Origin of the sequence: Mesorhizobium sp. LNJC391B00 (assembly GCF_000502535.1) — a bacterium.
GTDB lineage: Bacteria > Pseudomonadota > Alphaproteobacteria > Rhizobiales > Rhizobiaceae > Mesorhizobium.
In genome coordinates, this window is sequence record NZ_AYWI01000016.1 from 69,795 (window position 1) to 93,126 (window position 23,332).

Consider the following 23,332-nt stretch of genomic DNA (forward strand, 5'->3'; position numbering starts at 1 on the left):
CAGGCTCACTCCTCTTCCGCCGCCCCGAACCCCGCATCCCTGGGGGCGCTGGTCGCGCTCGCCCAGGGCGTCGCGTGATTATCGATGCGCATCTGGAAGATGAAATAAGTCGGCGAGCAGTAGCCGATGCCTTTCACCTTGGCGGCGCCCGGCGTGTCCGGCGGCAGCGACTGGCACATATAATCCTCGCGGCAGAAATGATCGGCCGAACATGCGGGACGGTTGCCGCGGTTGACCGCGCCGCCGAGGCACTGGTCGAAATTGTTGGTGGCGACGCAGGTGTCGAATTTCTTGCCGCCGACCATGCCGCAAATTTCCGATGGCATCGGCTTGCCCGTCTTGAAGGCGGCGAAGCTGCGGTCCTTGTCGTCGCAGGCGCGATAAGCGATGCCTGCCGGTACGCCGATTTTCGGTGGCCGGCAGGTGTAGGCGGTCCGCGAAAAGGTCGGCGCAAAAGCGGCGAACTGGCCGGTGATCTTGTAGCGGTCGTTGAACGGCTGAGACGGGTTGCTGGAGATCGACCCGGTCAGGCAGGGATGGCCCGAAAACATCTTTGGACTGTCCTTGGGCAACAGACATTGCGCCAGCGTGGTGCGCACGCCTGAGGCCGTCGCCAGCGGCGTGCAGACGGTGCCGCCACCGCATTGCCAAGTCGCGCCGAAGCGTTTTGCATCATCCGGCATCAGGCACGGCATCGCGATCTCGGCCGGGGCGTAGCCGACATCGCCGGCATCGGTCCATGTCGCCGGCGGCGCGAAGGACAGCGGCCGGTAGCGGTTCGGCTCCTTGCCTTCTTCCGTCGCGCGCAGCCAGGCCTCACGTCGCGCAATCTCGGCATGGAGATGCGGCGAGATGCCGACCTCGATCCGGTTGAGAGGCGACGTCGTTTTGTCGTCGAGGCCGATGAAGTGAAAGCCGGCCGTCGAGCCCGCCTGGTGGCAGCCCTGGCAGGCGCCATTGTCCAGCCGCTCGACCAGCGCCTCCGGTGTCCGCACCAGCTTCAGCGCCGCATAGTCCAAGCCGGCGAAATCCGCTGGCTGGAACAGCGGCGTGAACGGATGGTTGGCCCGTCTCGCGCTGCCGAAGGTCGACCACGAGATGATTTTCTTGGCCAGGAATTCGTCGGGGATTTCGTAGACGCCGAGATCGACGGCCGCGACATTGGCGCTGACGTAGTCGGCGAGCCCTTTCTTCAGTGCGGCATCATCCGAGAGCCGCGCAACGTCAGGCGTATTCTCCAGCGGCTTCTCGCTGATGGCAGCGCCATCGATACCGAAGATCCGCATCAGATAGGCCGCCTGCCCGCCGAATTCGGTCTCCTGTCCCGAGGGAAAACGCACCACCTGCGCATTGAGTTCAAGCTGCTTGAACGTCAGTTCCTCCGGTGCCAGCGAACCGCCGGCCAGCCAGCCGGCATCGACGTTTTCGTCGATCTGCGGTGTCCAGCGCCCGGCAACGCCGACGCAGCCGCCATCGGCATCCGGCGCCACGCTGTAGACGGCGTTGAAATTGAATGGCAGCCGCGATGCCAGAACCTTGCCGTTCTTGCGGAAACTGTAGGCCAGGCGATAGACAAAGCGCACCTCGCCACAGCTCTTGTCACCTTGCAGCGCGGTGAAGTCACGCCGGTCCAGCCGGTTGACGACGCCGACCAGGCGGAAGCGCGCGGCCTCGGTCTTCAGCCAGCGCATATCCATGATGCGGCCGACATTGCCGTCGGTCACCTCGTAGAGCGTGCGCCCGCCGGCCTTTATCTCGGCCCGTAGCGTGGCAATATCGGCCGCAACCATGTCGACAACAGCACGATAGGCCGGCACCTCGCTGTAGAGCGTCTTCAGATCGTCCGCGCCGTCGACGGCGAAAATGCCGGCGAAGCCAAACCCCTTGGCATCGAGGGCGGCGAGCACCGCCGGATCGTCGACGATGGTCACCGGCTGCTCAGCGCGCACGCCATGCGAGGCGAACAGCGCGATGATGGCTGCAATGGCGAGCGCGAAACGCTTCATCCGATCGGCACCTTCTGCCGTGCCTCGACAAGTTCACGCAGCACCGGCACCAGCGCCAGCGGCAGATCCTCGGCGATCAGACCCGGTCCGAAGCGGCTGCCGGCCTCGGCATGGATCCAGACCGCTGCGCAGGCGGCCTCGAATGCCTGCATGCCCTGCGCCAGCAGCGCGGCGACAATGCCCGCCAGCACGTCGCCGGAACCGGCGGTGGCGAGCCATGGTGCACCATTGGCGTTGATCACCGCGCGGCCGTCCGGCGCCGCGATGACGGTGTCGGCGCCCTTGTAGACCATGATGGCGTTGGCTCGTTCAGCGGCTGCGCGCGCCTTGGCGAGCTTGGACAGACTTTTGTCGTCGGCGATGTCGGGAAACAGTCGGCCGAACTCGCCCTCATGCGGCGTCATGACCAATGCTGGCGCATCCGGCCTGCCGGCCGCCTCGAACAGCGTTGAGACCGCGTTGCGGAAAGACGTGATGCCGTCGGCATCGAGCNGGCATCGAGCACCAACCCTTCAACACCACCCTCTTGCCGTGCTCTGCCGAGCACGGCGAGGGCGAAATCGCGCGCCTTGTCACCAACACCAAAGCCCGGGCCGAGGACAAAGCTCGACGACCGGCGATCGCCGAGAAAGTCTTGCACGTCCTCGATAGCGTCGGCCTTGCGCAGCATGATCGCGGTCAGATGCGTGGCGTTCACCTGCATGGCATTGGCGGGAGACAGCACGGTCACGGCCCCTGCCCCGCTTCTTGCAGCGGCAAGTGCGGCCAACCGCGCCGCACCCGTCGCCGACGGTCCGCCGGAGAAGACGCCGACATGGCCGCGTTTGTATTTGTGTGCATCGACGGCCGGCACCGGCAACGCGTCGAGCCAGAACGCCGGCTTGTTTTCGAATGCGCGCGGCGCGACCTGGGCGATGATGTCGTCGCCAATGCCGATACCGGCAACGACGATCTCGCCGCATCGGTCCCGGCCGGGCAACAGCAGATGCCCCGGTTTCTTGCGCGCGAAGGTGACGGTGATGTCGGCACGAAATGCCGTGCCGAGAATGTTGCCGCTGTCACCTGAGACACCTGAAGGCAAATCGACGGCAACAACAGACTGGCGGGCGGCACTGTCCACCGCGCGTGCGGCATCTCCCGAAATGTCCTTGGACAATCCCGCGCCATAGAGAGCATCGACAATCAACGAGCCTGGCTCGGCGGCAAAAGCCGCTAGCGGCTTGCGCTCCAGCAGGCATTGGGCCGCGGCGATCGCGGCATCGCTGCCTGCCCTCGGTTCGCCTGACGCCCACAGCGCGACATCGACACCCGTCTCCGCCAACAGCCGCGCCACGACAAAGCCGTCGCCGCCATTATTGCCGGGGCCGCACAGCACATGCACCCTAGTGGCTGAAGGATAGCGCGCCAACACCACCGCCGCGACCGCTTCGCCGGCGCGCTTCATCAGGCCATAGCCGTCCAGTGGACCGGCCGCGATTGCCAACCGGTCGGCATCCGCCATCTCGGTCGGCGACAGCAGTTCCAATTTGGCGCCGGCTGGCAAACCCATCGCTGGTACGTCCTTCGGTTCATCCGCCTTGCGTGGCAGCGTCGGGAGCTCCGCCGGACACGAGGCCCGGATCGAGCTTTGAGGCATAGATCGCCGATTCCATGACGATGGTGAGACCCAGCTTCGGGTCAAGCAAATCCTTGGCCTGACCGAGAATCAATGCCGCCACATTGGCGGTGATGGCCGGCCAATTGATCACATCGGCCTCGCCATAGACAATTGTCGCATTCGGCAGACGGCCGGTCAGACACGTCACCGCCACTGGCCATGCAAATCCAAGCAGCTTCCTGACCGGGAAATGCGGATGATGATTTTTGCCGAACGACGGCAGCCCCTCCAGTGGGCCGCCCAGCGTCTGCGAGACATGGGCGAACATGGCCTCCAGCGAAGGCATACCATTCGGCGGCAGGCCGTTGTTGATCGCCGTTCCGGCAGCGAGGTTCCAGAGCCGCTCCGGAGCCTTCTTGTCGTCGCGGGCAAAGAGCATCTCGTTCAGCGGCTCGCCGAACAGGAAACGCGACCCGTCCTTGGTCGTCACGATGTCTAGCTCGGGTGTGCGGCCGCTGAGCAGAGCGCACTGCGCGGCAAAACCGGCAATCGCTCCCGCAGCCGAAACGATGGTCTCGGCATGGATGCGTCCATTCACCGCCAAAAGCTGCGGAAGGTTGTCGCGCAAATGCCCGAATGCAAAGTTGCAGGCGGCGCTGTCAGGTTTGTCGCGCCATGGAAAATCCACGGCGCGCGGTGGTCCGCCACCAGTCGAACCGCCACCGGCGCCGGCAGAGCCACGTGAAGACTGCCCGCGCCCAGATACACCCTTCATTCGTCCACCTTTCACTGCGTCGTTGACGCGGATATGCCCACACCGGGAATGATGGGTCAAATCTGCCAGGCCGCCCAACTGCACGGATCCGCGCGGGCCTGCAAAATGCGCAATCTGCCTAATTATCGTGCAGACGCCCGAAGCGGCAATGTGTAGGCTTCGGGCAGCTTTGCCGCAGCCGAAGCAGAGGATGACGCGAATGTGCATCCCGGCGCGGCGCGGCATTGGAATTGCGCGAAACCGCTTCGCGTGGGCTGAAATTGGCACAGTTCGTGCTTGATGGAGGCGCAAGCGGGGCGCACAACCCGTTTTTTTGCCAGTGGAGGCCACTTTTTACATGAAAAAGATCGAAGCGATCATCAAGCCGTTCAAGCTAGACGAAGTGAAGGAAGCGCTTCAGGAGGCCGGTCTGCAAGGCATAACCGTGACCGAGGCCAAGGGCTTTGGCCGCCAGAAAGGCCATACCGAACTCTATCGCGGCGCCGAATATGTCGTCGACTTCCTGCCCAAGGTGAAGATCGAAGTGGTGCTGGGCGACGACGCCGTCGAAGGCGCCATCGAAGCCATCCGCAAGGCGGCGCAGACCGGCCGCATCGGCGACGGCAAGATCTTCGTCTCCAACATCGAGGAGGTCGTTCGCATCCGCACCGGCGAAACGGGGATGGACGCCGTCTGAGCTTTCTGATTTCAGATTAACGTCTCCTCGAAACGTCATCCACACAGGGAAGAAACGACATGACGACAGCCAAAGACATCATGAAGCAGATCAAGGACAACGACGTGAAATTCGTCGACCTGCGCTTCACCGATCCGAAGGGCAAGCTGCAGCACGTGACGATGGATGTCATCGAGGTCGAGGAAGACATGTTCGCCGACGGCGTCATGTTCGACGGCTCCTCGATCGCCGGCTGGAAGGCGATCAACGAGTCCGACATGGTGCTGATGCCCGATGCGGACACCGTCCACATGGATCCGTTCTTCGCCCAGTCGACCATGGTCATCCTGTGCGACATTCTCGATCCGGTCTCCGGCGAATCCTACAACCGCGATCCGCGCGGCACTGCAAAGAAGGCCGAGGCCTACATGAAGGCCGAAGGCATCGGCGACACCATCTATGTCGGCCCCGAAGCCGAGTTCTTCGTCTTCGACGACGTCAAGTACAAGGCCGATCCCTACAACACCGGCTTCAAGCTGGACTCGACCGAACTGCCGTCCAACGACGACACCGATTACGAGACCGGCAATCTCGGCCACCGCCCGCGCGTCAAGGGCGGCTATTTCCCTGTGCCGCCGATCGACAGCGCGCAGGACATGCGCTCCGAAATGCTGACCGTGCTCGCCGAAATGGGCGTGCGCGTCGAAAAGCACCATCACGAGGTTGCCGCTGCCCAGCACGAGCTCGGCATCAAGTTCGACACGCTGGTCCGCAACGCCGACAAGATGCTGATCTACAAATATGTCGTGCACCAGGTCGCCAACGCCTATGGCAAGACGGCCACCTTCATGCCGAAGCCGATTTTCGGCGACAACGGCTCGGGCATGCACGTCCACCAGTCGATCTGGAAGAACGGCAAGCCGACCTTCGCCGGCAATGAATATGCCGGCCTGTCGGAGTCGTGCCTGTTCTACATCGGCGGCATCATCAAGCACGCCAAGGCGATCAACGCCTTCACCAACCCGCTGACCAACTCCTACAAGCGCCTTGTGCCTGGCTATGAAGCCCCGGTGCTGCTCGCCTACTCCGCGCGCAACCGTTCGGCCTCCTGCCGCATTCCGTTCGGCTCGTCCCCGAAAGCCAAGCGCGTCGAGGTCCGCTTCCCCGATCCAGGCGCGAACCCCTACCTCGCTTTCGCCGCCATGCTGATGGCCGGCCTCGACGGCATCAAGAACAAGATCCACCCGGGACAGCCGATGGACAAGGATCTTTACGATCTGCCGCCGAAGGAACTGAAGAAGATTCCGACCGTCTGCGGTTCGCTGCGCGAAGCGCTGCAGAGCCTCGACAAGGACCGCGGCTTCCTGAAGGCCGGCGGCGTCTTCGACGACGACCAGATCGACTCCTACATCGAGCTCAAGATGGCCGAAGTGATGCGCTTCGAAATGACCCCGCATCCGGTCGAATACGACATGTACTATTCGGTCTGAACGATAAGCCTCAGCGACAAGGAAAAACCCCGGCGTCAGTTCAGACGCCGGGGTTTTTGTTTGACCAATAGCAGACCGTAGACGTGATAGCAGCAGGCTACGGCGCAGGCTTACGAAGCCTGCGCCGCTATAGATGCTTAGGCGGCCGCCGAAACCTGCGCGCTGGTCGCAACCTCCGCGATGGTCTTCAGGATCTGCGAAGCGATCTGGTAGGGGTCGCCTTGCGAATTCGGGCGGCGGTCTTCCAGGTAGCCCTTGTAGTCATTGTTGACGAAGGAATGCGGCACGCGGATCGAGGCGCCGCGGTCGGCGATGCCGTAGCTGAAGCGGTTCCACGGCGCGGTCTCATGCTTGCCGGTCAGGCGCTTGTCGTTGTCCGGGCCGTAGACGGCGATGTGGTCCATCAGGTTCTTGTCGAATTGAGCCATCAGCGCTTCGAAATAGGCCTTGCCGCCGACTTCGCGCATATAGGCGGTCGAGAAGTTAGCGTGCATGCCCGAGCCGTTCCAGTCGGTGTCGCCGAGCGGCTTGCAGTGATACTCGATGTCGATCTCGTATTTTTCGGTCAGGCGCTGCAAGAGATAGCGGGCCATCCACATCTGGTCGGCGGCCTTCTTGGAGCCTTTGCCGAAAATCTGGAATTCCCACTGGCCCTTGGCCACTTCGGCGTTGATGCCTTCATGGTTGATGCCTGCTGCGAGGCAGAGGTCGAGATGCTCCTCGACGATCTGGCGCGCGATCGGGCCGACATTCGAATAGCCGACGCCGGTGTAGTACGGACCCTGCGGCGCCGGATAGCCGCTCTCGGGGAAGCCGAGCGGACGGCCGTCCTTGTAGAAGAAATACTCCTGCTCGAAGCCGAACCAGGCGCCCTCGTCGTCGAGGATGGTGGCGCGCTTGTTGGACACATGCGGCGTCACGCCATCTGGCATCATCACTTCGCACATCACCAGCACGCCATTGGTGCGGGCCGGATCGGGGAACACGGCAACCGGCTTCAGCACGCAATCGGAGCTATGGCCTTCGGCCTGCTGCGTCGAGGAACCGTCAAAGCCCCACAGCGGCAGCTGCTCGAGCGTCGGGAACTCGGCGAACTCCTTGACCTGGGTCTTGCCGCGAAGATTGGGGACCGGCGTGTAACCATCGAGCCAGATATACTCGAGCTTGTATTTCGTCATTCTAGAGCCTCTCGTTGCTTGATCACCGAACCTGGATGACGCCGGCGCGCCGAGCCATCCAGCAGCCCAGCTGCCAAGCCAATAAAATGCAAATCGTGTGCCACTTCAGTTGGTCAGGGTGCGGCAAAAATGCCCTTTCATGCCGGTGACGAAGGCAAGCCGCCTAAGCAATGCGCCCGGATCGATCAAAGGCAGAATTTGCTTAAATAACAGGCAAATGCCGATCTTTCTTTAGGCATCTTGCCTAAATGGATTGCAGGACTTACCTTGATGGAAAGATGAATCGAAGAGCCTCTCCAGAAGAAAGGAGACCGACCATGGAAATCACCTCAGCCCGTCCGTCGGCCAAAATCCTGATGTTCCCGGTGGCAGCGCGTGCGGGTGCCTCAAATTTAGGCGTAAAGGCCAAGTTTGCGGCAGAGCTTGCTTCGCTGCGCGATCAGCCGCTTGACCATGGCGAGGCTTGGTATCATGAGGCCGCCATTGCGGACGCCGAACAGCCTCGCAAGAGCTAGGCGTCTTCCGCGCTGATAGATCGAACAGGCCCACAAATGAAAAACCCGGCGCGATCGCTCGCGCCGGGTTTTTTGTATGACACAGACCTGTCGGCTACTGTTTGGTATGCAGGTCGGTGCCGAGCGTATCCCTGACGAAGATCATGCCGATGATCAGCGACATTGCCGCGATCACCACCGGATACCAGAGCCCGTAGTAGATATCGCCCTTGTAGGCACTGAGCGCGAACACGATCGCCGGGAGGAAGCCGCCGAACCAGCCATTGCCGATGTGGTAGGGCAGCGACATGCCGGTGTAGCGGATGCGGGTCGGGAACATCTCAACCAGGATCGCCGCGATCGGCCCGTAGACCATGGTCACGTAGAGGACCAGGATGAACAGGATGCCGATGACCTTGGCCCAGTTGACCTGTGCCGGGTCGGCAAACATCGCAAACGCACCCGCTGCCGGAATGCTGTAGACGGTCACCTCGGTGGCGCCGGCTGCCTCATCCTTGGTCAGCACCTTGTCCTTGATCGCCTGCTCGGTCGGGACTGCGGTCTTTTCGCCTGCGCGGATGGCTGCCGCGTCGAGCTTCAGTTCGGGGTTGGCCGCGACAAAGGCGTCGAGCTTCTGGTCGGCAACCTTGGCGGCAGCGCGCTTCAGCGGATAACCACCATCCTGCAAGGCAATATTGATTGCCTTGCCGAAGGCTGCCTCTTTGGCCTTCAATTGATCGCCAGCCGCGACCGCGTCATAGGATTCAGCTGTCTCGTTGCCGATCTTGACTGTAGCAGGCGTTCCAGCCGCTGCCGTCGTCACGACGTCATAAGGCACCGAGTTCTTGCTGAGAAAGGCGGTCGCGATATCGCATGACGTCGTGTATTTGAAAGTGCCCGTGGGGTTGAACTGGAATTTGCAGTCGCCAGGCGCGGCGGTCACAGTCGCACGCGTTGTCTGTTGTGCCGTTGCCAGAGCTGGATTAGCCGCCCAGGTCAGCGCCTTAAACAGCGGGAAAGTGGTGACGATCGCCAGCGCAAGACCGGCCATGATAATCGGCTTGCGGCCGATCTTGTCGGAAAGCCAACCGAACACGACGAAGAAGATCGCGCCTACCGCCAGCGCGATGGCGACCATGATGTTGACCGACTGCGCGTCCACCTTGAGCACATTGGTGAGGAAGAACAGTGCGTAGAACTGGCCGTTGTACCAGACCACGGCCTGGCCGGCGGTGAGGCCGAAAAGCGCCAGCAGCGCAATTTTTGCATTCTTCCATTGGCCGAAGGCTTCCGACAAAGGCGCCTTGGAGCCCTTGCCCTCTTCCTTCATACGGACGAAGGCCGGCGATTCCGAAAGCGTCAGGCGAATCCAGACCGATATTGCGAGCAGGATGGCCGAGAGTAGGAATGGAATGCGCCAGCCCCAGGCCGCGAAATCCTCCTTGCTCAACGAATTCTGCACGGCCAGGATGATGATCAGCGACAGGAAAAGGCCAAGCGTCGCTGTCGTCTGAATCCACGACGTATAGAAGCCACGGCGATCGTCGGGTGCATGTTCGGCGACATAGGTCGCGGCACCGCCATACTCACCGCCGAGCGCCAGGCCCTGCAGCATGCGCAGCCCAACCAGGATGATGGGCGCCGCGATGCCCCAGCTCGCCGAACCGGGAAGCAGGCCGACCAGGAAGGTCGACAGGCCCATGATCGTGATGGTGACGAGGAATGTGTATTTGCGGCCGACGAGATCGCCGATACGGCCGAACACCAGCGCGCCGAACGGCCGCACGAGGAAGCCGGCAGCGAAAACCAGCAGCGTGAAGATGTTGCGCGTCCCCTCCGGATAAGAGGCGAAGAATGTGGTGCCGATTGCGGCCGCCAATGCGCCGTAGAGATAGAAATCATACCATTCGAAAACCGTGCCGAGCGAGGAAGCGAAGATGACTTTCTTCTCCTCCCGCGTCATGCCGCGGCTGCTTCCGCCGGCGGTCGATGCCAATGCCATTGAACTGTCCTCCCGTGAAATCCGTCTGCTTTCGATTCTGGGCGTCATCGTCGGCGTTCCCTCTGAACGCGACTCGAACCAGCCATCGGCATAAAAAATGACAGAAAGCGACCGCCGGAGGCAGACAGACCTTGGATTTATGACTTTGGTATTAGGTGCAGTGCGGCAAAGGCCGAGGATCAGGTCTTCAGCGCATCGAGCAGGCCGACGGCCGCCATCATGTCGCGTTTGCGAGCCGAGCGGCGTGCGACAGCCTCGGCATCCTGGCCCCAATGCTCGATCTGCCAGTCCTCGTCGACATGGCCGGCGGCCCAAGCCGCATCGCCATCGAGCGCACCGTAATCGACCGCCAGCGCCAGCAGCGCCGACCCGGTCAGCGAAGTCATGACATGGATTGCGGCCAGCCGCAGCGGCTCGGCACGCTGGGCAAGATGGGCGCCGAGGATGGCGATGCTTTCGCGCGGCTGCTCGACATGGATGATGCCCTCGGCGAGATTGAACCGAGCCCCTAATGTCACCCTCGCCCAGTCGATCACCGGATCCCAATGCTGGTTCTGCCGCTCGACCAGCCCCTGCGGGGCGTCGGCGCGGTAGCAGGTCAGATCGGACGAGGCGAAGCGCAAGACGTCCTCCAGCACCGCCTGCGGGTCGCTGGCGACGCCGTCGATGGCGGTGTTGACCAGACGCAACACCGGCATCGTGACCGGGTCGATGGTCTCGCCCTGTGCAGCGAACTCATTGGCGACCAGGGCGCCGGCCTTCTCGGTCGGCAGCGCCAGCAGCGCCTTGCCCGGCGTGCGCACCGGCTTGCCATCGAGGTGGACGGCAAAACCGTCCTCCACAGCTACGACCGACACGTCCTTGTAGAAGCGCTTCGGCAGGTGCGTCTTCATCTGGATCTGCGCGCGGCGCACCGGATCCGGATCGGACAGATGCTTTCCCGCTTCGAGATCGTTGAGGATGTCACGCATGGTCGAACTTTCTATCCAGGTACCTGCTTGCGCGCCGGCCGGTTGACGATGATCAGGCCGACAGCGATCAGCCCAAGCGCCACAAAGATCCTGGTCGTCGGCGCCTCGCCCAGAATGATAGCGCCGCAGAGGACGCCGAACACCGGCGACAGGAAGGCGAAGCTCGACAGGCCCGATGCCGGATAGCGCCTGAGCAGCCAGAACCACAGCACATAGGTGAAGGCAACTATATAGAGCGACTGGAACAGCAGCGCCAATGTCGGCAAGGCACTGACCGCGCGGATCGGCGGGCCGGCGAAAGGCAGAACCAGGACACCGACAATGGCCGCACCGGCCAGCTGATAAAGCAGCAATTTCTCGGCACTGGTCTCGACCAGTTTCGAACGCTTGATGACGATGCTGGTCGCCGCCCACAGGATGCCCGAGCCGAGGCTGAGCAGATCGCCCATCAAGGTCACGTCGGTGCCGCCGGCAATCCCGTCGGAAAACACCGCCACAAGGCCACAGAAGGCAAGCACGAGCCCGCCAAGCTTGCGCGCGTTGATACGCTCACCGAGCAGGAAATGGCCGCCGATCAGGACCCAGAACGGCATGGTGTTGACCAGCAGTGTGTTGCGGGCAACGGTCGTGTATTCCAGCCCGATATAGAGGCACAGGAACTCGACGCCGAACAGCACGCCGACGATGATGCCGGCGACAAGCGACCCGTCGGCCTTAAACAGCCTGATGCCGCGCAGCCAGCACCAGCCGAGCACACAGAGCCCGCCGATGATCGAACGTGCGATCGAGACGAAAACCGGATCGAAGCCGGCATAGGAGATCTTGGCGGCGACGTAGTTCAGCCCCCAGGAAAAGGTCAACCCGACCATGATGGAAGCAGCCGCCAGATCGACCGCATCGCGGCGATCCAATGCCGAGGCGACGGCCAATGTCAGTCCTCCGCGCTGGCGTCGTCGAAGCCGATCAGGTTCCAGCTCTGGCGCATATGCGGCGGCATCGGCGCGGTGACGTCGATGACGCCCTTGTCCGGGTGCGGAATGACGATGCGGCGCGCATGCAGATGCAGGCGGTTCTGAATGCCGCCCGGAAAGTCCCAGTTGGTGTCGGCCTCGAAATATTTGGGGTCGCCAAGGATCGGGCAGCCGATATAGGCGGCATGAACGCGCAGCTGGTGGGTGCGGCCAGTGTACGGCTCCATTTCCAGCCAGGTCATCGTCTGAGCCGCCTGCTCGATGATGCGGTAGTAGGACACGGCGTGGTCGGCGCCCTTTTCGCCATGGGCTGCCACGCGCACGCGGTCGCCGTCCTCGGTCGGTTCCTTGATCAGCCAGGTCGAGATCTTGTCCTCACGCTTGGGCGGGACGCCCTTGACCAGCGCCCAATAGGTCTTCTTGGTCTCGCGCGCCCGGAATGACTCGGAAAGCTTCATCGCCGCAAGCCTGGTGCGGGCAACCACCAGCACGCCCGACGTGTCGCGGTCGAGCCGGTGCACCAGGCGCGGCTTCTCGCCCTTCTGGCTGCGCCAGGCCTCCAGCATGTCGTCGACATTGCGGGTGACGCCCGAGCCGCCTTGCACCGCCAGGCCCGCCGGCTTGTTGAAGACGAAGACTTTTGGATCTTCGTGGATCAGCATCTTGGCCAGCACATCGGCGTCGCCCTGGTTGCGGATCGAGTAACCCGTAAGCGCACTCTCGCCCTTCTTGTCGACCTCGAGCGGCGGCACACGCACCACCTGGCCGGGCTCGACACGGCTGTCGGCCTTGACCCGGCCGCCATCGACGCGGATCTGGCCCGAGCGCAGCAACTTCTGCAGATGGCCAAAGCCGAGACCGGGGAAATGGGTCTTGAACCAGCGATCGAGCCGCATGCCCGCCTCGCCGGCCTCCACCGTGATCTGTTCTACGCCTGCCATGATTTTCGCTTTATCCGTTTCTAGCGCGTGACCCCGAAAATCTACTCCGGCTTTCGGAAAGGATCATGCGCAAGATCAAAGTTTCTGCAGCGCGTCCAGAGGATGCGGCGTGCTCCAGGTCGGGGAATAACACTATGAAACGGTTCTTGCGAGCCAAAGTCCCAGAAACAGGGCGATAATGGCGCCAACGACGCTGGCCAGCGCATATCCCAACGCCGGCAGCGTCGCTCCGCGCTCCCACAGGGTCGCGAAATCGAGCGAAAAGGCGGAGAAGGTGGTGAAGCCGCCAAGGATGCCGGTGGCGACGAACAGCCGGAGCTCATTGGAACCGCCGCGCCGCATCAGCGCGGCGATGAACAGCCCCATGGCAAAGGAGCCGACGATGTTGATCGCCATCGTCCCCCAGGGGTAGTTGGGGCCGACGAGGCGCAAGGCGCCGATGTTGGTAAGGTGGCGGATGCCGGCGCCGATGCCGCCGCCGACCACAACGAGAAGCAGATTGAACATGCCCAATCCCTTCAGGCCAACGCCTCAGGTCGTCTCGACCTTCTTTGCCTTGCTCGAGCCGATCATCTTCCAGTTCTTGTAGAACATGGAATTGATGCGCTCGACGGTTACCGAAACGATGGCCAGAAGTCCGGCGATGAAGCCGGGGAACGGCGACGGGCGGATGATGTCCATGAACACGCAGTAGCGGCGTCCGTCATACTCGTTGACCGAGCGGTGCAGCAGCGTGTCGTCGAAAATATAGAGCGGGTTGTCGTGCCAGTAATTCCTCGCGCCGTTGCATTCGACGAAAACCTCTGCCTTCACCGGCAAGAGATTGTAGAGGATGCGCAGGCTGAGCCGCAGCGGTCCGAAATGCCAGGAAGTCGATTCCTTGCCTCTGAAGACAGATACGGCAATGGTCTTGATGTATTTGAAATCCTTGTTGAACTCCGCGACATTGTCGATCCGGTGCTTGCCGTACCACTGATAGACATACATGCCGCGACGACCGGTGCCGAAATTGGCGTCGATATCGGCGATGATCTCGTCCTTGCGCGCCTTGAAGACGTCAAGAACCTCGTTGACCTCGCGCTGATAATCGGCAGGAAACTGCTCCAGCTTCCACACACCCGGGTTGCGGTAGCAAACGAGGTCCACCAGCAGATTGAAGGGCGACAGCAGCCAGGTGAAGATGCCATTGCCGAGGAAATAGCCGCGCAACAGCGACAGATCCTTGCTGGCGTTGCGCAGCACATCGATCAGGCCGCAGACGATCCAGATCGTGGTCAGGATCGGAATGAAATAGAAGCCGAGCGCGAGCAGCGGGACAGCAATCACAGCCTGGCGAAGCGTTTTGCGAAGGGATTTTGTCATTTCTGTTCGCGCGGCGCGCTGTCCCCGTTCCGAATTATCGCCCGTCCTGGCAGCCTCCCGGCCGAGTCATGCGACGTGATAGGGCTTTTTGTCATGCGGTACAATCACACTGCTGTGACTGGCGGGGACAGAATTTCAGTTCATCGCGGGCAGGCCGAGTTCGTCCCGTTTGTCCCGCGCGCCTATTTTTCCCGCTCGCTGCGCAGCTTTGCCCAATAGTCCAGCCGTTTCTTGATATCGCGCTCGAAGCCGCGTTCGGGCGGATCGTAAAAGATCTGCCGGCCCATCTTTTCGGGGAAATAGTCCTGGCCGGAAAAGGCATCGGGCTGGTCGTGATCGTAGCGGTAGCCGGCGCCGTAATCCCCCTCTTTCATCAGCTTGGTCGGCGCGTTGAGGATGTGCTTGGGCGGCAGCAGCGAACCGAACTCCTTCGCCGCCCGCGTGGCTGCCTTGAAGGCGGTATAGACGGCGTTGGATTTGGGCGCGGTGGCGAGATAGACGGTGGCCTCGGCGAAGGCCAGTTCGCCTTCGGGCGAGCCGAGGTAGTCGTATGCGTCCTTGGCGGCGTTGGCGATAACCAGCGCCTGCGGGTCGGCCAGCCCGATATCCTCCATCGCCATGCGCACCAGCCGGCGGCCGAGATAGAGCGGATCCTCGCCGGCGTCGAACATGCGGGCAAGATAATAAAGCGCCGCGTCCGGATCGGACCCGCGCACCGACTTGTGCAGCGCCGAGATCAGATTGTAGTGGCCGTCCTGGCCCTTGTCATAGATCGGCGCGCGGCGCTGCACGATGCGCTGCAACCCTTCGGGATCAAAAACCTCGCCGGGTTTGGCGGCGCGCCAGACTTCCTCGGCCAGCGTCAGCGAGGCCCGGCCGTCGCCATCGCTCATGCGGATGAGCATCGCCCGCGCCTCGTCGTCGAGCGGCAGCGCCCTGCCCTCCGTCTCCTCCGCCCGCGTCATCAGTTTGGCGATGCTGTCCTCGCCCAGCGAGTGAAACACCAGCACCCGCGCTCGCGACAGAAGCGCGGCGTTCAGCTCGAACGATGGATTTTCGGTGGTGGCGCCGACCAGAACAACTGTTCCATCCTCCATGACCGGGAGGAAAGAGTCCTGCTGGGCACGGTTGAAGCGATGGATCTCGTCGACGAACAGCAGCGTCTGGCGGCCATTGGTGCGGCGCAGCTTCGCTGCTTCGAACACTTTCTTCAGGTCGGCGACGCCGGAAAACACCGCCGATATCTGCTCGAAAGCAAGACGGGTCTCGCCGGCCAGCAGCCGCGCAACGGTAGTCTTGCCGGTGCCGGGTGGCCCCCAGAAAATCATCGAGCCGAGCGAACCGGAGTTGATGAGCCGCGTCAGTGCGCCGTCGGGGCCGGTCAGATGCTCCTGGCCGACGACCTCGCCAAGGTTTTTCGGGCGCAGCCGATCGGCCAAAGGCCGGCCGGGCGGCGCTCTTTCCGGTTCATCGACGCTGAACAGATCGGCCATCTAGGTCTTCTGGTTGGAGCACGATCCTCAGAAATGGGAAGATCGCCTCAGTAACGCAACACCTGGCGCAGTATCTGCCCGCCGCGCTCGACGGTAAAGCGCCACCAGCGCGTATCCTGCTGGGCAAGCTGCGCCAGTGTCGCCGCCGTATCGACGGTGGTGCCGTTCACCTCGCGCACGATGTCGCCGGGCTGGAAGCCGAAATCGGCAGCCGGCGAATCGCGGTTGATGTCGACCACGGTGACGCCCTTGAGGTCGGTGCGCAGGCCAAGCCGCTGGGCGAGCCTGGGCGACAGTTCCGCGACCTTGGCGCCGGAGAACGGGCTGCGGCCATGCAGCGTCACTTCCGACGCCTTGGCGCCTTCCGGCGCGCGCTCCAGTGCAATCTCCATCGTCGCCTGCTGGCCCTTGCTCAGGATGGCGAAGCTCGCCTTGGTGCCGATCGACAGGGTCGCCATGCGGTAGTCCAGCGCCTCGATGCCTTCGACGGTCGTGCCATTGAGCTGCAGCACGACGTCGCCGGGCTTCAGCCCTGCCTTGGCCGCCGGTCCGGCTTCCTCGACCGACGACACCAGCGCGCCGGTCGGCTTCTCCATGCCAAGCGATTCGGCGATCTGAGGTGTGACCGCTTCGAACTCGGCGCCTATATAGGGCCGCTCGAAGAAATCGAGCCCGGCCTTGGCCGCATCGGCGAAGGCGCGCACCATGTTGGCCGGGATGGCAAAGCCGATGCCGATCGAGCCGCCGCTGCGGCTGTAGATAGCAGTGTTGATGCCGACCAGCTGGCCGCCCATGTTGATCAGCGCGCCGCCGGAATTGCCGGGATTGATGGCGGCGTCGGTCTGGATGAAATAGCCCGAATCCGAAACGCCGATATGGCTGCGGGCAAGCGCCGAAACGATGCCGCTGGTGGTGGTCTGGCCGACGCCGAACGGATTGCCGATGGCCAGCACCAGGTCGCCGACCTCGAGGGCGTCGGAATCGCCGATGGCGATCACCGGAAACGGCTTGTCGGAGGTGATCTTGAGCACGGCGAGGTCGAGCGTCTCGTCCTTGAGCATGACCTTCGAGGTGAATTCGCGCCCGTCCGCGGTCGCGACCTTGACCTCGTCGGCATCCTTGATCACGTGGAAATTGGTGACGACGACGCCGCTCGGGTCGACCAACACGCCCGAGCCGAGCGAGGATTGCGCGCGCGGCTGTGCGCGGCCGAAGAATTCCTCGAAGAAAGGATCGCCGTCAAAGGGCGACGTGACCTTCGCCGTCTGCGAGGCATAGACATTGACCACGGCCGGCGCCGTCTGCTTGACCAGGGGGGCAAACGACAGCTGCACCTCTTCACGGCCGAACGGCACGCGCTTGTCGGGACCGGAGGTGCCGTTCTCGCCCTCGACGCCATGCAAGAGATCGGTCAGCACATCGGAGAGCCCCGGATCGGCTGGCTTGGCGGCGTCCTCGGCCAGCGCCTGCCTGACTGTCGGCGCGGCTGCGAACGCCATCATAGCGAAGAGCAGAACAAGAGACAGTCGGTTGGCGCGCATTCGCGAATCCTCCAAGGCAAGTTCGGGGGCATTGTCCCGACGATTGTGCAAAATGAAAGGCTAATGCACTGAAATGCGGCGATTGTCGTGCAAAAGCACTTGGCCGGCAGGCAAAAAAAGCCCGGCGAAGCATGCCCTTGCGACAATGCAAAAAGGGGCCCGAAGGCCCCTTGAAAGTCATTTGCGAAAACCGAGCCTTATGCGGCAGTGGCTTCCTCGTTGGCGCCTTCGGCTTCGAGGCGGGCGCGGTCGCCGGCGCCCTTGGCGTCGGTGTCGCGGTCGACGAACTCGATGACCGCCATGGCGGCATTGTCGCCGTGGCGGAAGCCCGCCTTCATGATGCGCAGATAGCCGCCGTTGCGGTCGGCGTAGCGCGGCGCAATCGTGTCGAACAAACGCTTGACGACGCCTTCATTGCCGATCTGGGCAATGACCTGGCGGCGCGCATGCAAGTCGCCGCGCTTGCCGAGCGTCACCAGCTTCTCGACGATTGGACGCAAATCCTTCGCCTTCGGCAGGGTGGTGACGATCTGCTCATGTTCGAGCAGCGACACGGCGAGGTTGGCGAACATCGACTTGCGATGGCTAATGCTTCGGGCGAAGCGGCGGCCTTTAAAACCGTGGCGCATGGCTCTTTTCCTTCAGTTGTTCAAGAGGCCACGGCCTCTGATGGTTTTCCGCATGACCGTCGGATCGAGCGGCCCACGCCGCCGATCCTTGGAAATTCATGCTCAATATTGGTCTTCGTAACGCTTGGCGAGGTCTTCGATGTTTTCCGGCGGCCAGTCCGGCACTTCCATGCCGAGGTGCAGGCCCATCGCCGCGAGCACTTCCTTGATCTCGTTCAGCGACTTGCGGCCGAAGTTCGGGGTGCGCAGCATCTCGGCTTCGGTTTTCTGGATAAGATCGCCGATATAGACGATGTTGTCGTTCTTCAGGCAGTTGGCCGAACGCACCGAAAGCTCGAGTTCGTCCACCTTCTTGAGCAGCGCCGGGTTGAAGGCGAGCTCGGTGACGGCCTCGGTGGCGACTTCCTTCTGCGGCTCGTCGAAATTGACGAACAGGCCAAGCTGGTCCTGCAGGATGCGGGCAGCGAAAGCCACCGCGTCCTCCCCCGAGATCGAACCGTCGGTCTCGATAGTCATGGTCAGCTTGTCATAGTCGAGAACCTGGCCCTCGCGGGTGTTCTCGACCTTGTAGGAGACCTTCTTGACCGGCGAATACAGGCTGTCGACCGGGATCAGGCCGATCGGCGCGTCTTCGGCGCGGTTGCGGTCGGCCGGCACGTAACCCTTGCCGGTGTCGACGGTGAATTCCATGCGGATTTCAGCGCCCTCGTCCAGCGTGCAGATGACGTGGTCGGGGTTGAGGATCTCGACGTCGCCAACCGTCTGGATGTCGCCAGCCAGAACCGCACCCGGGCCCTGCTTGCGAACGACCATGCGCTTGGGACCATCGCCTTCCATGCGGATGGCGATTTCCTTGATGTTGAGGACGATGTCGGTCACGTCCTCACGCACCCCGGCAATCGACGAGAATTCATGCAGAACGCCGTCGATCTGCACGGCGGTGACAGCCGCACCGCGCAGCGAAGACAAAAGCACGCGGCGCAGCGCGTTGCCGAGCGTCAGGCCGAAGCCACGCTCGAGCGGCTCGGCGACCAGCGTGGTCAGCGTCTTCTTCTTCGACGAGAACTCGATCTTGTTCGGCTTGATCAGTTCCTGCCAATTTTTCTGGATCATGATGCTTTCCTTCCGTTGACCCGCCACCATCCAATCGTGGCGGGCGACCTGGAGTGCCGTGGAGGAGCGCCTTGAGGCGCTCACGCGGCGTTCGGTAATGTCTTAGACGCGGCGCTTCTTGCGCGGGCGGCAGCCATTGTGCGGGATCGGCGTCACATCACGGATCGAGGTGATGGTGAAGCCGGCCGCCTGCAGGGCGCGAAGCGCCGATTCACGACCGGAGCCGGGTCCGCAGACCTCGACTTCGAGCATGCGCATGCCGTGTTCCTGGGCCTTCTTGGCGACGTCTTCGGCAGCCATCTGGGCGGCGAACGGGGTCGACTTGCGCGAACCCTTGAAGCCCTGGGCACCGGCCGACGACCAGGCAATGGAATTGCCCTGCGCGTCGGTGATGGTGATCATCGTGTTGTTGAAGGTCGAATTGACGTGGGCAACGCCCGACGAGATGTTCTTGCGTTCGCGACGGCGAACACGAGCGGCTTCCTTGGCCATGATAGTCCTTTCAGTTGATCTCTACACCGCCGTAATGCCAGCGGCTCCACCTTTGAAAGCGAGTAGTGAGCAGGGACCAGCGAATAGGGAACCCCTACTCGCTAATGGCTACTCGCTATTCGCTCACTTACTTCTTCTTGCCTGCAATCGACTTGGCCGGGCCCTTGCGGGTGCGTGCATTGGTGTGCGTGCGCTGGCCGCGAACCGGCAGCGAACGGCGGTGACGCAGACCGCGGTAGCAGCCGAGGTCCATGAGACGCTTGATGTTCATCGACACTTCGCGGCGCAGGTCGCCTTCGACCTGGTAGTCGCGGTCGATGGTCTCGCGGATCTGCAGCACTTCCGCGTCGGTCAGCTGGTTGACGCGGCGCTCGGCCGGGATGCCGACCTTGTCGACGATCTCCTGGGCGAACTTCTTGCCAATGCCGTGAATGTACTGAAGCGCAATGACGACGCGCTTGTTGGTCGGAATGTTGACGCCGGCTATACGAGCCATATTCTTCTCTTCTCCATGTGGGACCGGCCGGCCTTCAAAAAAAGGGGCATGCGCGGCGCTGTTCAAATTACCCGCGTCCGGTGGAGGCCGGCCCTTGCGGGAGTTCCCTAGTTTCAATGCGGCTGCCTTGCCCTTGCGGACAAGCAAGCCTCATGCCTGATAGGAAGACGGGCCGCCATAACCCAGCGAACCGTTCCAGTCAAGCGCAATCTTTACTTTACCGTAACGGTCTCCCGCGTCACCGCCGCGAGCAGCGCTTCAATCTCCGCCGTCACGGTGTCGACAGGGGCCATGCCGTCGACACTCCTAAGCGAGCGTTTGGCATAATAATAGCCGATCAGAGGCGCGGTCTTCTTGTAATATTCCCGCAGGCGCTCTTCGAACACCACCGGATTGTCGTCCTTGCGCACCGGCTGTCCGGCGGCCTTGGCGTCGTCGGCGCGCTTGACGATGCGGCCGACCAGCGCTTTGTCGTCGACGACGAACTCGATCACGGCATCGAGGCCAATGCCGCGCTCGGCGAGCATCGATTCAACCGCATCAGCCTGCACCAGCGTGCGCGGATAGCCGTCGAGAATGAAACCGTTGGTGCAATCGGGCTGATCGATGCGCTCGGCCACGATGGCGTTGACGATGGCGTCGGAAACCAGCTCGCCGGCATCCATCACCGCCTTGGCGCGCTTGCCGACTTCGGTGCCGGCCTGCACGGCCGCCCGCAGCATGTCACCCGTCGACAGCTGCGGTATGCCGTATTTTTCTACCAGTCTTTGTGCTTGCGTCCCCTTGCCCGCTCCTGGCGGCCCAAGCAATATCAATCTCATCTGGCCTTCTTCCCCCCGCGCAGCTTCGACTTCTTGATCAGGCCCTCATACTGGTGCGCGATCAGGTGACCCTGGATCTGCGCCACCGTATCGAGGGTTACACTGACCACGATCAGAAGCGATGTGCCACCGAGGTAGAATGGTACGCCAGTCGCCGAAATCAGGAACTCGGGCAGCAGGCACACCAGCACCAGATAGATGGCGCCGACGACGGTGATGCGCGTCAGGACATAGTCGATGTAATCGGCGGTGCGCTCACCCGGACGGTAGCCCGGAATGAAGCCGGAATGCTTCTTGAGCTGGTCGGCGGTGTCCTTCGGATTGAACACGATGGCCGTGTAGAAGAAGGCGAAGAACACGATCATTGCCGCATAGAACAGCATGTAGAGCGGCTGGCCGTGGCCGAGCGAGGCGAGCACGGTGCTTGCCCAGGCCGGCAGGTTTGTCGTCTGCGAGAAGCCGGCGACCGTTGCCGGCAGCAAAAGCAGCGACGACGCGAAGATCGGCGGAATGACGCCCGACGTGTTGAGCTTCAGCGGCAGATGCGAGGTATCGCCCTGGAACATGCGGTTGCCGACCTGGCGCTTCGGATACTGGATCAGCAGGCGGCGCTGCGCGCGCTCGAAGAACACGATCAGCGCGATGACGATGATAGCCAGCACGATGATCGCGAGTATCAGCCCGGTCGATAGGGCGCCGGTGCGGCCGAGCTCCAGCGTGCCGGAGATGGCGCGCGGCAGGCCGGCGACGATGCCGGAAAAGATGATCAGCGAAATGCCGTTGCCGATGCCGCGGGCGGTGATCTGCTCGCCCAGCCACATCAGGAACATGGTTCCGCCAACCAGCGTGACGACGGTCGAGATGCGGAAGAACATGCCGGGATCATTGACGATGCCGTTGCCGCCTTCCAGGCCCACCGAAATGCCGTAGGCCTGCACCAGCGCCAGGAGTACCGTGCCGTAGCGCGTGTACTGGTTGATGACCTTGCGGCCCTGCTCGCCTTCCTTTTTCAGCGCTTCCAGCGACGGAATGACCGAGGTCATCAGCTGCATGATGATGGAGGCTGAGATGTAAGGCATGATGCCGAGCGCGAAGATCGCCATGCGCTGCACGGCGCCGCCGGCGAACATGTTGAACATGCCGAGCACGCCCTTGGCCTGCGAAGAGAAGGCCTGCGCGAATGCATCCGGATTGATGCCGGGCAGCGGGATATAGGTGCCGAGGCGATAGACGAGCAGCGCGCCGACGGTGAACCAGATTCGCTTCTTCAGGTCCTCCGCCTTGGCGAAAGCCGCAAAATTCAGATTCGAGGCTAGTTGTTCAGCAGCCGAAGCCATGCCTGATTCTCCGCTAGAGCATGATGCCGAAAAGTGTGAAGCGGTTTTCGGACAACGTCATGCGCTACTTCTTTGATTTGTATGTCACGCTCGATGCCCGCAGCTCAGGCGGCGCGTGGCACCGAAGCTCACGAGATAAGCTCCGGGCTCTAAACATGCAAGCGGCCGCGTTGACGCGGCCGCCTAATTGATTGGATCAAAGCGCAATCGTGAACAAAAACGGATACCGTTCCTGCCGGCCGCGCTTCAAATTGCCGTTACTCCGCTGCCGCTTCCGGCAGCTTGACCGAACCGCCGGCCTTTTCGATCTTCTCGATCGCGGCCTTGGAGGCGCCCGCGACGTCGAAGGCAAGCTTTGCCTTGAGCTCGCCGTCCGAGAGGATGCGCACGCCGTCCTTGACGCGGCGGATGACGCCGGCGGCAACGAGCGCCTCGGCCGTCACGGTCGCCTTGGCGTCAAGCTTCTTGGCATCGAGCGCCGTCTGGATACGAGCCAGCGACACGACGACAAAGCTCTTGGCGAAGATGTTATTGAAGCCACGCTTCGGCAGGCGCCGATAGAGCGGCATCTGGCCGCCCTCGAAGCCGTTGATGGCAACGCCGGAGCGCGCCTTCTGGCCCTTGACGCCGCGACCGCCGGTCTTGCCCGAGCCGGAGCCGATGCCACGGCCGAGACGCTTCTTGGAGTGCGTCGCGCCGTCCTTGTCACGCAGATCGTTGAGTTTCATCTGGGTTCTCCTGCGCTTTTGCTCAGCCCTCGTCCACGACGCGGACGAGATGCTGGACGGCAGCGATCATGCCGCGCACCGAGGGAGTGTCCTCCAGAGTGCGCTGCTTGTGCATCTTGTTGAGGCCGAGGCCGACCAGCGTCGCGCGCTGTTCCTTCGGGCGGCGGATCGGCGAACCGATCTGCTCAACGGTGATGGTCTTGGTTGCTTTCTTGGCCATGGTCAAAATCCCTGGTCAGA

At 62.5% G+C, this 23,332-nt stretch carries 22 protein-coding genes and 1 pseudogene; 3 read left to right on the top strand and 20 right to left on the bottom strand.

Features of this window, described 5'->3' with window-relative positions; translation table 11 throughout:
- Positions 1–5: 5 nt before the first annotated feature.
- From X750_RS137865 to X750_RS1000000166085, 3 genes and pseudogenes are all read right to left on the bottom strand, one after another.
- Positions 6–2,006 (bottom strand): hypothetical protein, encoded by a 2,001-nt coding sequence (locus X750_RS137865; protein ID WP_023748687.1) that lies wholly within the window; start codon positions 2,004–2,006, stop codon positions 6–8.
- A pseudogene (locus X750_RS01000000163390) lies at positions 2,003–3,555 on the bottom strand (NAD(P)H-hydrate dehydratase). Before X750_RS01000000163390 ends, X750_RS137865 begins: the two are co-directional and overlap by 4 nt.
- A 19-nt stretch (positions 3,556–3,574) precedes the next feature.
- On the bottom strand, positions 3,575–4,708 hold the full coding sequence (locus tag X750_RS1000000166085) for a hypothetical protein (protein ID WP_156932461.1): 1,134 nt from the start codon (positions 4,706–4,708) through the stop codon (positions 3,575–3,577).
- A 7-nt stretch (positions 4,709–4,715) separates the two neighbouring features.
- On the opposite strand from X750_RS1000000166085, the gene X750_RS137855 reads away from it, so the two are divergent.
- Positions 4,716–5,054, top strand: a complete 339-nt coding sequence (locus X750_RS137855; RefSeq protein ID WP_006205430.1) for a P-II family nitrogen regulator — start codon at positions 4,716–4,718, stop codon at positions 5,052–5,054.
- Between the two features lie 59 nt (positions 5,055–5,113).
- Positions 5,114–6,523: a type I glutamate--ammonia ligase gene (glnA, locus tag X750_RS137850; protein ID WP_023672775.1), complete on the top strand. Its 1,410-nt coding sequence runs from the start codon at positions 5,114–5,116 to the stop codon at positions 6,521–6,523.
- A gap of 137 nt (positions 6,524–6,660) precedes the next feature.
- On the opposite strand, the gene X750_RS137845 is transcribed toward glnA, so the two are convergent.
- Entirely contained in the window at positions 6,661–7,701 is a 1,041-nt protein-coding gene (locus X750_RS137845; protein WP_023748691.1) for a glutamine synthetase beta-grasp domain-containing protein, read from the bottom strand.
- Between the two features lie 317 nt (positions 7,702–8,018).
- On the opposite strand from X750_RS137845, the gene X750_RS137840 reads away from it, so the two are divergent.
- Complete coding sequence (locus tag X750_RS137840; RefSeq protein WP_023672773.1) at positions 8,019–8,216, top strand: DUF2735 domain-containing protein; 198 nt, start codon at positions 8,019–8,021, stop codon at positions 8,214–8,216.
- Positions 8,217–8,310: 94 nt separating this feature from the next.
- Here X750_RS137840 and X750_RS137835 read toward each other — a convergent pair whose 3' ends face one another.
- The 16 genes from X750_RS137835 to rpmD all read right to left on the bottom strand — a co-directional run bounded on the left by X750_RS137835 (position 8,311) and on the right by rpmD (position 23,312).
- A complete protein-coding gene (locus tag X750_RS137835) occupies positions 8,311–10,197 on the bottom strand; it encodes an MFS transporter (RefSeq protein ID WP_023743043.1) in 1,887 nt (628 codons plus the stop codon).
- A 179-nt stretch (positions 10,198–10,376) separates the two neighbouring features.
- Complete coding sequence (locus X750_RS137830) at positions 10,377–11,168, bottom strand: ATP12 family chaperone protein (protein ID WP_023748694.1); 792 nt, start codon at positions 11,166–11,168, stop codon at positions 10,377–10,379.
- A gap of 11 nt (positions 11,169–11,179) precedes the next feature.
- Positions 11,180–12,097 carry a DMT family transporter gene (locus tag X750_RS137825; RefSeq protein WP_023682592.1) on the bottom strand — a complete coding sequence of 306 codons (918 nt, stop codon included), beginning with the start codon at positions 12,095–12,097 and terminating at the stop codon, positions 11,180–11,182.
- Between the two features lie 2 nt (positions 12,098–12,099).
- Positions 12,100–13,080 (bottom strand): RluA family pseudouridine synthase, encoded by a 981-nt coding sequence (locus tag X750_RS137820; RefSeq protein ID WP_023672769.1) that lies wholly within the window; start codon positions 13,078–13,080, stop codon positions 12,100–12,102.
- A 132-nt stretch (positions 13,081–13,212) separates the two neighbouring features.
- On the bottom strand, positions 13,213–13,587 hold the full coding sequence (gene crcB / locus X750_RS137815) for a fluoride efflux transporter CrcB (protein WP_023688419.1): 375 nt from the start codon (positions 13,585–13,587) through the stop codon (positions 13,213–13,215).
- 24 nt (positions 13,588–13,611) lie between these two features.
- The gene (locus tag X750_RS137810; RefSeq protein WP_023682594.1) at positions 13,612–14,442 is read right to left on the bottom strand and encodes an aspartyl/asparaginyl beta-hydroxylase domain-containing protein; all 831 of its coding nucleotides are present in this window, start codon (positions 14,440–14,442) and stop codon (positions 13,612–13,614) included.
- A 182-nt stretch (positions 14,443–14,624) separates the two neighbouring features.
- The gene (locus X750_RS137805; protein WP_023714163.1) at positions 14,625–15,935 is read right to left on the bottom strand and encodes a replication-associated recombination protein A; all 1,311 of its coding nucleotides are present in this window, start codon (positions 15,933–15,935) and stop codon (positions 14,625–14,627) included.
- A gap of 47 nt (positions 15,936–15,982) precedes the next feature.
- Positions 15,983–17,476, bottom strand: a complete 1,494-nt coding sequence (locus X750_RS137800) for a DegQ family serine endoprotease (protein ID WP_023748695.1) — start codon at positions 17,474–17,476, stop codon at positions 15,983–15,985.
- A 197-nt stretch (positions 17,477–17,673) separates the two neighbouring features.
- Complete coding sequence (gene rplQ / locus X750_RS137795) at positions 17,674–18,105, bottom strand: 50S ribosomal protein L17 (RefSeq protein ID WP_023691248.1); 432 nt, start codon at positions 18,103–18,105, stop codon at positions 17,674–17,676.
- A gap of 102 nt (positions 18,106–18,207) precedes the next feature.
- Positions 18,208–19,218 carry a DNA-directed RNA polymerase subunit alpha gene (locus X750_RS137790; RefSeq protein ID WP_023682599.1) on the bottom strand — a complete coding sequence of 337 codons (1,011 nt, stop codon included), beginning with the start codon at positions 19,216–19,218 and terminating at the stop codon, positions 18,208–18,210.
- Positions 19,219–19,320: 102 nt separating this feature from the next.
- A complete protein-coding gene (gene rpsK, locus X750_RS137785) occupies positions 19,321–19,710 on the bottom strand; it encodes a 30S ribosomal protein S11 (protein ID WP_006205444.1) in 390 nt (129 codons plus the stop codon).
- A gap of 127 nt (positions 19,711–19,837) precedes the next feature.
- Complete coding sequence (rpsM, locus tag X750_RS137780) at positions 19,838–20,206, bottom strand: 30S ribosomal protein S13 (protein ID WP_006205445.1); 369 nt, start codon at positions 20,204–20,206, stop codon at positions 19,838–19,840.
- Between the two features lie 212 nt (positions 20,207–20,418).
- A complete protein-coding gene (locus X750_RS137775) occupies positions 20,419–21,027 on the bottom strand; it encodes an adenylate kinase (protein WP_023701778.1) in 609 nt (202 codons plus the stop codon).
- Positions 21,024–22,364: a preprotein translocase subunit SecY gene (gene secY, locus X750_RS137770; RefSeq protein ID WP_023672761.1), complete on the bottom strand. Its 1,341-nt coding sequence runs from the start codon at positions 22,362–22,364 to the stop codon at positions 21,024–21,026. Before secY ends, X750_RS137775 begins: the two co-directional genes overlap by 4 nt.
- 257 nt (positions 22,365–22,621) lie before the next feature.
- On the bottom strand, positions 22,622–23,092 hold the full coding sequence (gene rplO / locus X750_RS137765; RefSeq protein WP_023672760.1) for a 50S ribosomal protein L15: 471 nt from the start codon (positions 23,090–23,092) through the stop codon (positions 22,622–22,624).
- 22 nt (positions 23,093–23,114) lie between these two features.
- Positions 23,115–23,312 carry a 50S ribosomal protein L30 gene (gene rpmD, locus X750_RS137760; protein WP_006205449.1) on the bottom strand — a complete coding sequence of 66 codons (198 nt, stop codon included), beginning with the start codon at positions 23,310–23,312 and terminating at the stop codon, positions 23,115–23,117.
- Positions 23,313–23,332: the final 20 nt, after the last annotated feature.

What these genes read in the sequence shown, in the direction of transcription:
- X750_RS137865 (WP_023748687.1), bottom strand. Translation starts at nt 2,006, where the DNA reads ATGAAGCGTTTCGCGCTCGCCATTGCAGCCATCATCGCGCTGTTCGCC.
- X750_RS137855 (WP_006205430.1), top strand. Translation starts at nt 4,716, where the DNA reads ATGAAAAAGATCGAAGCGATCATCAAGCCGTTCAAGCTAGACGAAGTG.
- glnA (WP_023672775.1), top strand. Translation starts at nt 5,114, where the DNA reads ATGACGACAGCCAAAGACATCATGAAGCAGATCAAGGACAACGACGTG.
- X750_RS137845 (WP_023748691.1), bottom strand. Translation starts at nt 7,701, where the DNA reads ATGACGAAATACAAGCTCGAGTATATCTGGCTCGATGGTTACACGCCG.
- X750_RS137840 (WP_023672773.1), top strand. Translation starts at nt 8,019, where the DNA reads ATGGAAATCACCTCAGCCCGTCCGTCGGCCAAAATCCTGATGTTCCCG.
- X750_RS137835 (WP_023743043.1), bottom strand. Translation starts at nt 10,197, where the DNA reads ATGGCATTGGCATCGACCGCCGGCGGAAGCAGCCGCGGCATGACGCGG.
- X750_RS137830 (WP_023748694.1), bottom strand. Translation starts at nt 11,168, where the DNA reads ATGCGTGACATCCTCAACGATCTCGAAGCGGGAAAGCATCTGTCCGAT.
- X750_RS137820 (WP_023672769.1), bottom strand. Translation starts at nt 13,080, where the DNA reads ATGGCAGGCGTAGAACAGATCACGGTGGAGGCCGGCGAGGCGGGCATG.
- crcB (WP_023688419.1), bottom strand. Translation starts at nt 13,587, where the DNA reads ATGTTCAATCTGCTTCTCGTTGTGGTCGGCGGCGGCATCGGCGCCGGC.
- X750_RS137810 (WP_023682594.1), bottom strand. Translation starts at nt 14,442, where the DNA reads ATGACAAAATCCCTTCGCAAAACGCTTCGCCAGGCTGTGATTGCTGTC.
- X750_RS137805 (WP_023714163.1), bottom strand. Translation starts at nt 15,935, where the DNA reads ATGGCCGATCTGTTCAGCGTCGATGAACCGGAAAGAGCGCCGCCCGGC.
- X750_RS137800 (WP_023748695.1), bottom strand. Translation starts at nt 17,476, where the DNA reads ATGCGCGCCAACCGACTGTCTCTTGTTCTGCTCTTCGCTATGATGGCG.
- rplQ (WP_023691248.1), bottom strand. Translation starts at nt 18,105, where the DNA reads ATGCGCCACGGTTTTAAAGGCCGCCGCTTCGCCCGAAGCATTAGCCAT.
- X750_RS137790 (WP_023682599.1), bottom strand. Translation starts at nt 19,218, where the DNA reads ATGATCCAGAAAAATTGGCAGGAACTGATCAAGCCGAACAAGATCGAG.
- rpsK (WP_006205444.1), bottom strand. Translation starts at nt 19,710, where the DNA reads ATGGCCAAGGAAGCCGCTCGTGTTCGCCGTCGCGAACGCAAGAACATC.
- rpsM (WP_006205445.1), bottom strand. Translation starts at nt 20,206, where the DNA reads ATGGCTCGTATAGCCGGCGTCAACATTCCGACCAACAAGCGCGTCGTC.
- X750_RS137775 (WP_023701778.1), bottom strand. Translation starts at nt 21,027, where the DNA reads ATGAGATTGATATTGCTTGGGCCGCCAGGAGCGGGCAAGGGGACGCAA.
- secY (WP_023672761.1), bottom strand. Translation starts at nt 22,364, where the DNA reads ATGGCTTCGGCTGCTGAACAACTAGCCTCGAATCTGAATTTTGCGGCT.
- rplO (WP_023672760.1), bottom strand. Translation starts at nt 23,092, where the DNA reads ATGAAACTCAACGATCTGCGTGACAAGGACGGCGCGACGCACTCCAAG.
- rpmD (WP_006205449.1), bottom strand. Translation starts at nt 23,312, where the DNA reads ATGGCCAAGAAAGCAACCAAGACCATCACCGTTGAGCAGATCGGTTCG.